This window comes from Kitasatospora sp. NPDC051705 (assembly GCF_044453265.1).
Classification (GTDB): domain Bacteria; phylum Actinomycetota; class Actinomycetes; order Streptomycetales; family Streptomycetaceae; genus Kitasatospora.
Genome location: NZ_JBITCO010000019.1, coordinates 93,118 through 106,384, shown reverse-complemented (window position 1 = coordinate 106,384; position 13,267 = coordinate 93,118). Strand labels below are relative to the sequence as shown.

9 protein-coding genes are annotated in these 13,267 nt (G+C 75.8%); 1 reads left to right on the top strand and 8 read right to left on the bottom strand.

Annotation, left to right across the window (positions count from 1 at the left end; all coding sequences use genetic code 11):
• Window positions 1-40: 40 nt before the first annotated feature.
• The 6 genes from ACIA8Q_RS23280 to ACIA8Q_RS23255 form a co-directional block, all read right to left on the bottom strand.
• Window positions 41-844, bottom strand: coding sequence for a sugar phosphate isomerase/epimerase (locus ACIA8Q_RS23280; RefSeq protein WP_360212813.1), 804 nt, complete (start codon window positions 842-844; stop codon window positions 41-43).
• Between the two features lie 771 nt (window positions 845-1,615).
• A complete protein-coding gene (locus ACIA8Q_RS23275) occupies window positions 1,616-2,578 on the bottom strand; it encodes a Ppx/GppA phosphatase family protein (protein WP_360212764.1) in 963 nt (320 codons plus the stop codon).
• A gap of 174 nt (window positions 2,579-2,752) precedes the next feature.
• Window positions 2,753-3,604: a glycerophosphodiester phosphodiesterase gene (locus tag ACIA8Q_RS23270; protein ID WP_360212762.1), complete on the bottom strand. Its 852-nt coding sequence runs from the start codon at window positions 3,602-3,604 to the stop codon at window positions 2,753-2,755.
• A 263-nt stretch (window positions 3,605-3,867) separates the two neighbouring features.
• The gene (locus ACIA8Q_RS23265; protein WP_360212760.1) at window positions 3,868-5,190 is read right to left on the bottom strand and encodes an SUKH-4 family immunity protein; all 1,323 of its coding nucleotides are present in this window, start codon (window positions 5,188-5,190) and stop codon (window positions 3,868-3,870) included.
• A 939-nt stretch (window positions 5,191-6,129) separates the two neighbouring features.
• Complete coding sequence (locus ACIA8Q_RS23260) at window positions 6,130-8,994, bottom strand: toxin glutamine deamidase domain-containing protein (protein ID WP_396317622.1); 2,865 nt, start codon at window positions 8,992-8,994, stop codon at window positions 6,130-6,132.
• A 251-nt stretch (window positions 8,995-9,245) separates the two neighbouring features.
• Window positions 9,246-9,632: a hypothetical protein gene (locus ACIA8Q_RS23255; protein ID WP_360212756.1), complete on the bottom strand. Its 387-nt coding sequence runs from the start codon at window positions 9,630-9,632 to the stop codon at window positions 9,246-9,248.
• A gap of 419 nt (window positions 9,633-10,051) precedes the next feature.
• Between ACIA8Q_RS23255 and ACIA8Q_RS23250 the strand changes: the two genes are divergently transcribed.
• The gene (locus ACIA8Q_RS23250) at window positions 10,052-10,906 is read left to right on the top strand and encodes a hypothetical protein (RefSeq protein WP_360212811.1); all 855 of its coding nucleotides are present in this window, start codon (window positions 10,052-10,054) and stop codon (window positions 10,904-10,906) included.
• Between the two features lie 146 nt (window positions 10,907-11,052).
• On the opposite strand, the gene ACIA8Q_RS23245 is transcribed toward ACIA8Q_RS23250, so the two are convergent.
• Window positions 11,053-12,222 (bottom strand): NADH-quinone oxidoreductase subunit D, encoded by a 1,170-nt coding sequence (locus tag ACIA8Q_RS23245; RefSeq protein ID WP_396317621.1) that lies wholly within the window; start codon window positions 12,220-12,222, stop codon window positions 11,053-11,055.
• The gene (locus ACIA8Q_RS23240; protein ID WP_360212752.1) at window positions 12,219-13,235 is read right to left on the bottom strand and encodes an SAM-dependent methyltransferase; all 1,017 of its coding nucleotides are present in this window, start codon (window positions 13,233-13,235) and stop codon (window positions 12,219-12,221) included. The genes ACIA8Q_RS23245 and ACIA8Q_RS23240 overlap by 4 nt, the downstream gene beginning before the upstream one ends.
• Window positions 13,236-13,267 lie beyond the last annotated feature (32 nt).

Below are 13,267 nucleotides of genomic sequence, written 5' to 3'. Positions count from 1 at the left end.
CCCTCCGCACGGTGGTTCGCGCCCTCACGAGCGCGGTCTCTCAGCGTACGCGCGACGGGGTGGCCAGGTGCAAGCGGGTGAAAGCCAGGGCCTCGGCCAGATCGGCCTCGCGTTCGGCGGGCGACGCGGAACGCCGGGTGTTGACCTCCAGCACCACGTGACCGTCGAAGCCGGTGCGGGCCAGGTGCTCCAGCAGCTCGGCGCAGGGCTGCTTGCCGCGGCCGGGGATCAGGTGCTCGTCCTTGCCCGAGCCGCTGCCGTCGGCCAGGTGGACGTGCGCCAGCCGGTCGCCCATCCGCTCGACCATGGCGAAGGTGTCGATCCGCGAGGTCGCGACGTGCGAGAGGTCGATGGTGAAGTGCCGGTACTCCTCGTCGGTGACGTCCCAGCCGGGCGCGTAGGCCAGCACCTCGCGGTCGCGGTAGCGCCACGGGTACATGTTCTCGACCGCGAAGCGGACGTCGGTCTCGCCCGCCATCCGGTTGATGCCCGCCACGAAGTCCCGGGCGTACTGGCGCTGCCAGCGGAACGGCGGGTGGACCACGACCGCGCTCGCACCGAGCTTCTCCGCCGCCGCCCGGGCCCTGACCAGCTTGGTCCACGGGTCCGTGGTCCACACCCGCTGGGTGATCAGCAGACAGGGCGCGTGCACGGCCAGGATCGGCATCCGGTGGGCGTCGGAGAGACGGCGCAGCGCGTCGACGTCCTGACTGACCGGATCGTTCCAGACCATCACCTCGACCCCGTCGTAGCCGAGCTTGGCGGCCAGCTCGAACGCCACGGCGGTGCTCGCCGGGTACACCGAGGCGGTGGACAGGACCACCTTGGTGTCCGGGATGTGCAGGGTCGGGTGCGGGGGCAGCACCAGCCGGTCGGTGGTGCGCAGCAGCGGGGGGCGGGCGGCGTCGCGCCGGGCGGCCTTGACCGAGCGCACCGACTGGACGGCGGCCTTGGCGGCACCGGCGGCCCGGGCGGTGCGGGTCTCCCGGGGCGCGGCGGTGGTGGCGGCCTTCCGCGTGCCGGGCTTGCGTACGCCGGCCTTCTTCGGCTCGGCCTTGCTCGGCTCGGCCTTCGCGGGGGCTGGCTTCGGGGGGTCGGGCCTCTTCGGGTCGGCCGCTGTGGGGGCGGGCTTCGTGGGAACGGCCTTCGCGGGGTCGGGCTTCGCGGGGTCGGACGTCTTCGAGGCCGTCCTCCTGCGCGCGGGCCGCTTCGGCTCCGGGGCCCTGGTCTCCGGGTCCCCGGGCTCCGTCTCGGGACGCCCGGTCCCGGAGTGCTCGGAGCCGGGTTCCTCCGGGCCGGCGGACCTCGCGGCGGCGGGCTTCCGGACGTCGGGCTTCCGAGGGGAGGGCTTCTCGGCGGAGGACTTTCCGCCGGCGGACTTCGCGGCGGAGGACTTCGCGGCGGAGGACTTCGCGGCGGTGCGCTGAGCCGCCTTCGCGGCCTTGGCGGCCTTCGCCGCGGTGGCGCCCTTGACCGCCTTGCCGAGCCTGCGGCGCGCGCCGTCCGGCCGCCGCTGCCCGTCCCCGGGGGCGCGGTCCTCCGGCGTCCCGTCCTCACCCGCTGGTTGCACCACGGGAGACAGCGTATGCGGACCGCGCTCCGAACGGGACCGTCCTCAGGGGGTGAGCGCCGGGCGGCGGCGGTCGGCGGGGCTGTCCATGGTGTCCAGGCGGCGCAGGATGATGCCCTCGCGCAGCGCCCAGGGACAGACGTCCAGCTCCTCCAGCCCGAAGAGGTCCATGGCGGCGTCGGCGACCAGCGCTCCGGCCAGCAGCTGCTTGGCCCGGCCCTCGGAGACGCCGGGGATCTGCGCCCGCTCGGCGACGGTCATCCCGGCCAGCCGCGGCAGCCAGGCGGACAGCCCGCTGCGGGTGAGCCTGCGGTCCGCGTACGGGCCGGCGTCGGCGGGCGCGGCGCCGGTCATCCGGGCCAGCTGCTTGAAGGTCTTGGAGGTGGCGACGGCGTGCTGGGGAGTGCCGAGTCGGGAGACCTCACCGACGACGGTGCCCATCTCGGCCCGGATGTGGCGTCTCAGCTCGCGCAGCCCGTCCGGGTCCGCCACGTCCCCGGGCAGCCAGCGGGCGGTCAGTCGGCCGGCGCCCAGCGGCAGCGAACAGGCGACGTCGGGCTGCTCGTCCAGGCCGCAGGCGATCTCCAGCGAGCCGCCGCCGATGTCCAGGTTGAGCAGCCGCCCGGACGACCAGCCGAACCAGCGGCGGACGGCCAGGAAGGTCAGCCTGGCCTCGTCCTGCCCGGAGAGCACCCGCAGCTCCACCCCGGTCTCCGCGGCGACCCGGCCCAGCACCTCCTCGCCGTTGGCCGCCTCCCGGACGGCCGAGGTGGCGAACGGCAGGATGTCGACGACGCCCTTGTCCTCGGCGACCCGCAGCGAGGAGGCGACGTGCCCGACCAGCCGCTCGACACCGGCCTCGCTTATCGCGCCGTCGACGTCCAGCAGCTCGGCCAGGCGCAGCTCGGCCTTGTGCGAGTACGCGGGCAGCGGGGCGGCACCCGGATGGGCGTCCACCACGAGGAAGTGGACCGTGTTGGAACCTACGTCGAGTACACCGAGTCGCATAACTCTCCACGCTACGCGATCCGGACCTGGGCGAGACCGGATGTGACCGTATTCGCGCTGGTCCCGGCGGGCACACTGGCGGCGGATCAGTGCCCCCGGGCTCGCCGGGGGCGGATCAGTGCCCCCGGGCTCGCCGGGGGCGGATCAGTGCCCCCCGGCCGCGCCGGTGGTGGATCAGTGGCCGCCGGGCCCGGGCCGCGGCCCGGTGCGGCAGTTGGCGTCCGCCCAGCGCCGGGCCGGGCCCGGGGTGTCGGTGATCAGGCCGTCGGCGTCCCGGGCGGACATCAGCTGCCAGGACTCCTCGTCGTCGAGCGTCCAGACGTACACCTCGCGGCCCGCCCTGCGCTCGGCGGCGATCCGGGCCGCGGTCGCCAGCGAGGTGTCCAGGGCGATGCCCCGTAGCGGCAGGTCACCCGGGTCCTCGGCGATCGCCGAGCCCTGGATCAGCACCACCGGCAGGGCCGGGGCGGCGGCGTGGGCCTGGTGCAGGTGCTCGGCCGAGAAGGAGTAGAGGACCACCTTGGCCCGGCTGGCGGCGGCGATCCGGGCGATCCGGACGACGTCCTCGGCCCGCTGCCACTTGATCTCCATCAGCAGGGTGGCGTTGCTGTCCGAGAGGCGGTCGAGCAGCTCCTCCAGGGTGGGCACCGGCTCGGCGGGGCCCGGCCCGACCGTCACCCGCAGGTCCGCGACCTGGGCGGCGGTCAGGTCGGCGACGGCGCCCTTGCCGTTGGTGGTGCGGTCCACGGTCGGGTCGTGCATCAGCACCGGGACGCCGTCCCGGGTCGTCTGCACGTCGGTCTCCAGCCAGTCGGCACCCTGCTCCAGGGCGGTCTCGAAGGAGGCCATGGTGTTCTCGGGGGCGCTGCGCGGGGCACCGCGGTGACCGATCACCACCGGGGCGTCGCAGGACGGCGTGGCGGCGACGGACCGGGCCTTCAGCGCGGGCGCGGAGGCGCATCCGGCGGCCAGGACCGCGAGGGCGGCGAGGACGGCCGTCTGGGCGGCGCGGGGCGGGGCGGTCACGGCTCGGGGCTCCGGCTCCTGCTCGGTTCGGTCGGGGGGTGGTTCGGCGGGGGTCTGGTCGGCCGGGGTCTGGTTCGGCCGGGGGTCAGCTGGTGGACGTCGCCGCCCGGTCGGAACGCATCTCATACGACTCGACGGCAGATCATCAAACTGATCCGACAACCCGACGATGCCATCCGGTTCCTCTCAGCCTGGGGCCACCTGGCGGCACGCCGACACCGCGGTGCGGTCCACGTCACCCGGACGAGTGGCCGGTGCGCCGCTCACAGCAGTCCGTCCCACAACTGCTCGACGATGACGGCCCACCAGTTCTCCGGATCGTCGAAGACCGTCCCGTCCACCGCCACCAAGGCCCGCTGCAGGGCCTCCACCGCCGGCCCGGCCGTCACCGGGTCCGACCCGCGCAGGGCGGGAAGCCACCCGGCGAACACCGCCAGGCAGCGAACGAAGGACCGCACGTCCGCGTTGCCGTACCGGGCCGTCCCGTCGTCCGGATCGACGGCCCGGACTGCACCGCTCACCACGTCGAGCGTGACCAGCGCCCAGCCGTCCGACCCCAGCACCAGCCGCCCCGCCAGCGCCGCCCGCTCCCGCTCGGCGACCCGGGCGCCCCGACCCGCCGCCGCCAGGTGCGCCGCCAGCGGAGGCAGCACCGCGGCCGGGCGCGAACCGTCCCCGACCGCCGCCGCCCCCGGGTGGTACAGGGTGAAGAAACCCGGCAGCACCGACGGCACACCCACCGTCAGCAACAGGGCCGCCGCCTCCCCGGGCAACTCCGCCCGCGCCACGTCCGCCGGATCGAAGCGCTGCACGCCCGCCGCACCGAACCCCGCGGCCAGCCGGGCCGCCAACGCCGCATCCGACTCCACGGGCGCCGGTTCCTTCTGCACCGACTCCGCGGGCACCGGGAGCGCCGCCCGCGGGAACGGCACCCGGTTCCGCACCGGACCGTCCGGGGGCGCGGGCAACCCCCGCACCGCCGCCGCCCGGTGATCGAACCTCGGACCGTACGGCACCTCGAAGCCCACCCGGACCCGCGGCAGCTCCGCCGCCAGCGCGTGCGCCCAGTAGCCGCCGGGCAGGGCGCCCAGCCGCAGATCGGTGCGCACGGCCAGCACGTCCTCGGCCGGGACGCCCTGCTCGCGCAGCCACCACCAGCCGCGCAGCGCCGGGTGCGGCAGGCCGGCCGCCGAACGCAGGGCCAGCGAACGCACCTCGCCCGCGGCGTCCCGGTAGGTCAGCTCGGCCCGGGCGCCCCGACCGGTCACCGGCGGACGCGCCGGGTCGTACCCGCCGGCGCCCACGAAGTCCCGGTACAGCCCGACCACCTCGTCCACCGGCACGGACGGCCACACCGTGAACCGGCCGCACTCCCGGTCCACCACGGCACACGCCGCCCCGACCTCCTCGGGCGGCCGCCGCTCCCCCGTCCGCGGATCCACCGCGACCTTCGGCGGCTCCGCCCAGACCACCCACCCGAGCTCGAACTCGTGCGCGAGCACCCGCCGCACCGCGGCGGCGCCCTGCGGGAGATCGCCGTTGATCCACCGATGACCCGCCGCCACCGCCTGCGCCCGCGAGATCACGCCGCCACCGCCCCCTCACCTCGACCACGCCGTCGACCCGTGACCCTACGACCCCGCCCATCCCCCCACCACAGCCGCACTCCCCGCCCCGCCCCCGCCGAGCCACTCCCCGCCCACTCCCCCGGCACGGAAAGTCGACCAGACCGACTTCCCACGCAGGCCCACCAGGCGCGGAGCCCACCCCCGGAGGAATATGCAGGCCGGTCTACCTAAGCCCCCACGGCCCCGCCCCACCCGGGCGATGCCCAGTGCAACACCACGCCGGGCCGGCGTGAACGAGGGGCGAATATGACGGTCGGTCTACATACCCCACCCCTCGCCACCACACCGACCCGCGCCCAGGAAGTCGACCTGCCCGACTTCCCACGCAGGACCACAGGGTGGGACCAGCAAGGAATATGACGGTTGGTCTACATATTCACCCCAGCGGCAAGCGCACCAATCCGTACGCAGGAAGTCGACTCCGCCGACTTTCAACTCCACACTCACAGACGCCACAGGGCGCGACCACATAGGACGACCGATCTACGTGCGGCAAAGCCGGGACGCAGCCACCCTGCGCAGGAAGTCGACCCGATCGACTTCCTGCGCAGCGCCCCAGGGGGAGCTCGGCGAGGAATATGACGGTCGGTCTACAGATTCCTCCCCGCTACAGCGGCGCCGGGCTGCACACAGGAAGTCGACCGCGCCGACTTCCTGCACGCAGGTCACGCCGGGCGGGCCGAATAGGACGACCGGTCTACATATGGCACGCCTGGGCCAGGGCCGCGCCACTCGGGAAGTCGGCGTGGCCGACTTCCCGCGCGGGCCGCCGGGGCAGCCTTCGGTGGAATATGACGGTCGGTCTACCTATTTGGCTGGGTGGATAGAGGGGGGCGCGCACAGGAAGTCGGATGGGTCGACTTCCTGTGCGGGCGGCAGGCCGCGGGCCGGGGGGCCTCAGGGGGTGGGGGTGAGGTCCAGGGGGTGGCCTTCGGGGGTGAGGGTGATGGCCCAGAGACCGCAGGTGGCGGGGTGGAGGGGGGTGGAGCCCTGGCGGGCGAGCTGGTGGTCGAGATACGTCACGGCGTTCCGGTGGTTGACGGCGTTCCAGGCGTGGGGGCGGCCGTAGTCGTCGAGGGTGAGGAGGAGCGCCTGGGCGCCGTGGCCGGAGCGGAGCAGGTCCGCGGCGAGGCGGTCGAAGGCCGGCCCGCCGTCCCCGAGGTCGCGGAACGGAGCACCGAGTTCGCGTTCCGCACGGTCGCGGCCGCCGCGTTCCCCGGCGTCGCCTTCGGCGGGGATGCGGGGGGCCGCGCAGGTGGGCAGGCCGGCGTGGGTCTCGATGGCGGAGAGGGCGATCTCCAGGCTGTTGTTGGCCCGGCCGGGTTCGCGGTACCCACCGTCGTTGACGGCTTCGGCCCAGCACCCGGCGACGGGGTCGGGGTGGCGCAGCGGTCGGCCGTCCTCGTCGCGGGGTGTGCGGCGCTCGAGTTCGGCCTGGTGCTGGGGGTCGACCGGGGCCAGCCCGCCCGGCGAGCCGTAGGGGCGGCTGTCGGCGAGGGTGCGGGGCCGGACGGCCGGGTCCTCGGTGTGGCCGGCGCGGCGGGCGCGGAGGGCGAGTCGGAACGCCGTCGCGTGCGCGGTGGCGACCGGCACGACGCCCCAGACCAGCGCGGGGTCGGCGGCGACGGGTGCGGCGGAGTCCCGGCGGCGGCCGTCGGGCTGGTGCGGTTCGGGCCGCGCGGGGTTGGGCCCGACGACCGGCGGGGCGGGAACGACCGCCTGCGCGGGCGGGGCCCCCGGGGAGGTGCCCGGGGCGGGCGCGGTGACGGGGTACGGCGCGGCGCCGACGGGAGTGCGGGGAGCGGCGGCCCCCGGGCGGGGTTCGGGTCCGGGCTGCGGACCGCCGGTGGCGGCTGCCGCAGCGGCCGGCGCACCCGTGGCCGGCGCGCCCGTGACCGGTGCCCCGGGCGTCGCGGCCGCACCGGTCGGGCCGGCGCCCGGCCCACCGACCCCGGCAGCGCTCCCGAACGGTGCCGGAGCGCTCCCGGGGTACCCGCTACCGCCCACGAGCGGGCCCGCCGCGCCGGACGGGGGGCCGTAGGCCGGCGCCGCGAGGTGCCCGGCCACGCCCACCGGACCGACCGCCCCGACCGGTCCGGTCGTCCGGACCGACGGCGGTGTCTCGGGCGACCCCTGGTCGTACGAGGGCGCGGCGACACCGGCCGGCGGGGCGAGCACGGAGTCGGTCCGTACGGTGACGGGCCCGCCCCCGCCCCCGTTGCCGCCGGCGTGCGCGGGGGCCGGCGCGGGCTGCTGGAGCGGGTAGTCGCCGTCCGACCAGCCGCCCCCGGCCACCGGGGCCACACCGGCCCGGGCGGGCGTCGACCAGTCGGCCCCGGCCGATGCGCCGCCGTGCCCCGGCCACCCACCGGTGGCATGGGACGCGACGGACGCGACGACGGGTCCGTCCGGGGAGGGGCCGCCGGTCACGGCGCTGGCCCCGGCGACGGCCGTGTCGGTCCCGAGCGAAGCCGTCAGCACGTCGGGAGCGGCGGCCACCGCCACCCCCACCCCGCCCGCCGTCCTGGGTCCGGTCCGCGGTCCGGTCGTCGGACCGGTCGCGGGGTCGTCCGTCGAGTCCGGGTCCGGGCCCGGGTCGGAGCCCGGGTCGGGAGCGGGGATCAGCGAGGTCGTGAGGACGGCCGGCCCGCCGGGCAGCAGTCCGGCGAGCGGCAGGCCGTGCGGCTCCTGGTCGGACGCCCTGCCGTCCCGGCCGTCCGGACCGGTGAGCAGCGGGCGCCCGTGTTCGTCGAGGCCGACGGCCGGATCGGCCACGCCGACGAGCGGTCTGCCGTCCGGCCCGGTGACGACGAGCAGTCCGGCGGCGTCGGGGAGGAGCGTCCCGTCGGCCCGGAGGATGACCGGTAGGCCGTCCTGGCCGAGGACGGGTTGCCCGGCCCCGTCGAGTTCGACGGTGAGCCCGGGCACGCCGACCAGCGGTTTCCCGTCCCTCCCGGTGAGCAGGACGAGGCCGGTGCCGTCCGCACCGAGCACGCCGGGTTCGCCGAGCGCGGCCGGCAGGCCCGCGGCACGTGCGTCGAAGGCGCCTGCGGCGGCGGTCCGGTAGGAGTAGGAGGCGGCGGTGACCCCGGGCGCGGCGCCGAGCCGGAGCAGCGCGACCGCGGCCGGGTCCTTGAGCGCGGTGGCGAGGGCGTCCTTCATCCCGCGGCCGAGCTCGTCGAGCAGCCCGCCGATCTTGAGGCCTGCGGTTTCGACGGCCAGCGTCGTCTTCGCGTCGGCGAGCTGCCGCCCCGCGGTGTCCCGCACGGCTGCGGTGGCAGCGGCGACGGTCCGGCGCAGCCCGCCGAAGATCCCGTCGGCACCGCCCCCGGCCGGGGCCGCGGACGCCGGGGCGGCCGGCGCCGGGGCGGCGGCGGCCTGCTGTTCGGCCTGCCTGAGCTCGGCGGCGAGTTCCCGGAGGGTGGCGACGATCTCGGCCTTGCAGCCGTCGACGGCCCGGGCGGCCTGGTCGAAGGCCCCGGCGACCAGCCCGACGGCGGCGTGGGCGTCGTCCAGGTGCCCCTTCCCCCCGCCGGTGAACGCCTGCCAGTACGCGCCGAAGGCGTCGACCGCGTGGCCGGAGTTCTCGCTGGTGACGCGTCGGGCGGACTCGCCACCGCGACGGGTGAGGCGGTCCGCCTCGACGGCGAACTCCCGCCAGAGCCCGGCCGCCCGGCGCAGCCCGTCCTCGTCGGCCTGTGGCCACTGATGGCCGGTCCTGGCCAGGACCGGGGCCAGTTCCTCGGGCAGCTTCCGGGCCACGCGCTTCCCCCTTCAAGACCTTCGAGACCTACGAGACCTACGAGCCTTACGAGACCCACAAGCCCTACGAGACCCACAAGCCCTACGAGACTCACGAGCCCTACGGGCCCAAAGAGGCCCGCGTGCCGCGAACCGCCCGCCGCACGCCGCACGCCGCACCCGCACGCCGCACACGGAGCGCGGCGGACGCCCGAGCACCGGCACCCCACCCCCCTGGCTCACGACCCACCGGGCCCGGGGAGCGCCGGCCGTCAGGCCGACACGTCCTTGGGGACGACCGCCGCCGACCCCGGGGTTGCCGCCGCCCCCAGGGGCCCGAAGCCCGCCGCCGCCGAGGTGTCGGTGTCCGCGGTGCGGTCGGCCATGGTGTGGAGCCCTGCACCGACCTGCCCCAGCCGCCCGGCCAGCCCTCGCAGTCCACCGGCGAGTTCGCCGCGCGCCGGCCCGTAGACGGTGGCGAAGCCGCTGCCCGGCCGATCCGTGCCCCATGGTGCGCCGAGGGCGGCGAGGTCGCGCTCCAGAGCGCCGACGGCCTTCGCCAAGTCGCGCCCGATCCGCTCGAACTCCCGTGCCTCGCCCCGCAGTTCCCACGGCTTGAGGACGAAATCCCCGCTGCCGGTGACCCCGTCGTCTGGCATCCCCGTACCTCCCCGTCGCGGATTGGCCGCCATCCTAGGGCTTGTTCCGGACGGTCGGGCGCAGGGCGTTTCTCCGGTACCCGGGGGGCGCTGTGGGCTGGGCCGGTGCGGGTGGAGCCGTTCACGCGTCCGCGGGTGCGGCAGTGCGAGGGCCTGGTGCGGGCCTCCAGTCGTGATCACCGGCCCTCGGCGAACCTGCAGGTCGTCATCGACGCCGACGCCCGGCCGCCGCCGCCCCGGCCGCCACCCCCCGGCCTCCTCGGGCACCCTCGGCACCCCGGCGCCCGGCCGAGGCGCCGCGAAGCCCCCCGGTGGCGGGCGGTCCGCCGGCCCCGCGAAGGCTCTACCCTTGCCGGGTGGCACCAGCAGAAACGTCCAAGAAGAAGTCCAAGGCCTCCTCCGCGCCGGTCGACCTCGCGATGCCGACCCTGCGCCGCGAGACCCCGCACGGCGGTGAGACCCCGCTCGGCGGGATCCCGCGCGACGAGGTCCCGCTCGACTTCCCCCGCGCCTGGGTCGAGTTCGCCGACCCCGACGACGAGGAGCAGGTCTTCCGCTGCGACCTCACCTGGCTGACCTCCCGCTGGTCGTGCGTCTTCGGCCAGGGCTGCCACGGCATCCGCGAGGGCCGCGGCGAGTCGGACGGCTGCTGCACGCTGGGCGCGCACTACTCGGACGAGGACGACGAGAAGCGCGTCCTCGGGCACGCGGCGCGGCTGACGCCCGAGCTGTGGGAGAACTTCGCGCACGGCACCGACGCCAAGGGGCGGATCAAGTCCGACGGCGGCGTCACCATGCTGGACGAGGACGGCGACCGGCAGACCCGCCGGGTGGGCGGCGCCTGCATCTTCGTGAACAGCCCCGGTTTCGCGGGCGGCGCGGGCTGCGCCCTGCACGCGCTGGCGCTCAAGGAGGGCCGGGAGCCGCTGGAGACCAAGCCGGACGTCTGCTGGCAGCTCCCGGTCCGGCGCACCTACGACTGGATCGACCGCCCGGACGACACCCGCTACCTGCAGGTGTCGATCGGCGAGTACGACCGCCGCGGCTGGGGCCCGGGCGGCCACGACCTGCACTGGTGGTGCACCGGCGCCCCGGCCGCGCACCAGGGCGCGGACCCGGTGTACGTCAGCTACCGCCCCGAGCTGACCGAGCTGATGGGCAAGGCGGCCTACGAGGTGCTGGCCGGCCTGTGCGCGGAGCGGATCGCCACCAAGGGCGACCGCAAGGTGGCCCCGCACCCGGCGGACCCGGTGAAGAAGCCCAAGAAGGCCTGACCTGCCGCAAGAGCCGGGAGACGCAGGCCCGGCGCACGACCCGGGAGACGCAGGCCCGCGGCAGGGACCGGGCCACCGGCCCGCCCCCGGGGCGCCCGCCCGACGGCGCCCACCCCCCAGGGGCGCCCACCCCGCGCGCCGCCCGCCTACTTGTCGATGTCCCCGACCACGAAGAACATCGACCCGAGGATCGCCACCATGTCCGCGACCAGCGTCCCCGGCAGCAGCTCGGTCAGCGCCTGGACGTTGTTGAACGACGCCGAGCGCAGCTTGAGCCGCCACGGCGTCTTGTCGCCGCGCGAGACCAGGTAGTACCCGTTGATCCCGAGCGGGTTCTCGGTCCACGCGTAGGTGCTGCCCTCGGGGGCCTTGAGGACCTTGGGCAGCCGCTGGTTGACGGGCCCGGGCGGCAGGGTCGCGAGCTTGTCGAGGCAGGCGTCGGCGAGGTCGAGGGAGTTGACGGTCTGCTCCAGCAGGCACTCGAAGCGGGCCAGGCAGTCGCCCTCCTCGCGGGTGACGACGGTGAGCACCTGCCGCAGTTCCTCGGAGCCGTACGCGAGGTAGGGCTCGTCGCGGCGCAGGTCGAGGTCGAGGCCGCTGGCCCGGGCGATGGGGCCGCTGACGCCGTACGCCTCGGCCTGGGCCCTGGTGAGGACGCCGACGCCGGCGGTGCGGGCGCGGAAGATCTCGTTGCCGAGGACGAGTTCCTCGAAGACCGGCAGCTGGGAGCGGACCACGGCGACGGCGGTGCGGACGCGGCCGAGCCAGCCGGCCGGGAGGTCCTCCTTGAGGCCGCCGACCCGGTTGAACATGTAGTGCATGCGGCCGCCGGAGGCCTCCTCCAGGACGTGCTGGAGGTCCTCGCGGCCGGTGAAGGCGTGGAAGATCGGGGTGATCCCGCCGAGTTCGAGCGGGTAGGAGCCGAGGAACATCAGGTGGTTGAGCACCCGGTTGAGCTCGGCGAGCAGGGTGCGGATCCACACCGCCCGCTCGGGGACCTCCATGCCGAGCATCCGCTCGACGCCGAGGACGACACCGAGTTCGTTGGCGAAGGCGGAGAGCCAGTCGTGCCGGTTGGCCAGCATGATGATCTGGCGGTAGTCACGGGCCTCGAAGAGCTTCTCCGCGCCGCGGTGCATGTAGCCGATCACCGGCTCCGCGGTGACGATGCGCTCGCCGTCGAGCACCAGCCGCAGTCGCAGCACGCCGTGCGTGGCGGGGTGCTGCGGGCCGATGTTGAGCACCATGTCGGTGGTGCCCGCCTCGCCGGTGAAGTTCTCGGCTCCCGCCCCGATGCCGACCGTGGTCTCCCTCATGGGGTCAGAGTCTGCCATCCCGGCAGGGGGCGCAGGCTCTCCGGTACCGGCATGCGGACCGTCTGGGCCAGCCAGCCGAAGGCGCCGAGCCCGGCCGGGTCGGTCAGTTCGGCGCCCTCACCTGCGCCGCTGAGCGCCCGCAGGTACCCGACGGGGTCGCTGGAGGCGAGGGCGAGTGCCGGTCGGGCGCCGCTGACTCCGAGGGCCCGGAGGGCGTCGCGCTGCGTCGTCCACAGGCTGTGGAGGCCGGGGGCGGCGGCGGAGTCGAGGGCGACGTGCGCGGTGACGTCGCAGGAGCCGTCCGGGACGGGGGCCACCTCGCGGCCGCCGCGGAAGCCGGTGAGGGTGCCGAAGGGGGGCCGCCGCCCAGCGGTGTGGGCGTAGTCGACGGCGACGGCCAGGCCGCGGTCGAGTCCGGCGACGGCGTGCGCCCAGGCGGCGTCGCGGGGGCCGCCGAACTCGACGCGGTCCCCCGGCTGCCGGGCGGGCCACCAGCGCCCGGCCCAGGCGGCGTCGGCCGCCGAGACAGGCTCGCCGGGCCGTTCCTCGCCGGTGGCGGTGTCCACCTCGCGGTAGCGCAGCACCCCGTCCTCGTCGACCTCGCCGGCGTCCAGCGGCACGTTGTCCAGCCACTCGTTGGCGAACAGCAGCCCGGTGCGGCCGCGCGGCACGGCGTCCGTCCAGCGGACCGCGTCCGGCAGCCCGGCCGGGCGGTCCGCGAGCTCCACACCGTACGGGCGCAGCCGCGCGAGCACCTCGCCGGGCAGTTCGGCCAGCACGCCGGCGAGCAGTTCGCCGCGTCCGGCCCCGACGTCGACCAGGGCCAGCTCCTCCGGACGACCGAGGGCCTCGTCAACCTCCAGCAGCAGCCGTGCCACCGCGCGGGCGAACAGTTCCGAGGCGTGCACCGAGGTGCGGAAGTGCCCGGCGGGGCCCTCCGGCCTGCGGTAGAAGCCGCCGTCCGGGTCGTACAGGGCCTGTTCCATGGCGGGCGCCCACCGCATCCAAGTCATGGGCCGGGACGCTACCCGGCCGCCGGGCACCC

Bases quoted from the DNA above. Each gene is read 5' to 3' on its own strand.
- ACIA8Q_RS23245 (WP_396317621.1), bottom strand. From the start codon at position 12,222: ATGAGGGAGACCACGGTCGGCATCGGGGCGGGAGCCGAGAACTTCACC.
- ACIA8Q_RS23255 (WP_360212756.1), bottom strand. From the start codon at position 9,632: ATGCCAGACGACGGGGTCACCGGCAGCGGGGATTTCGTCCTCAAGCCG.
- ACIA8Q_RS23275 (WP_360212764.1), bottom strand. From the start codon at position 2,578: ATGCGACTCGGTGTACTCGACGTAGGTTCCAACACGGTCCACTTCCTC.
- ACIA8Q_RS23250 (WP_360212811.1), top strand. From the start codon at position 10,052: ATGCCGACCCTGCGCCGCGAGACCCCGCACGGCGGTGAGACCCCGCTC.
- ACIA8Q_RS23240 (WP_360212752.1), bottom strand. From the start codon at position 13,235: ATGACTTGGATGCGGTGGGCGCCCGCCATGGAACAGGCCCTGTACGAC.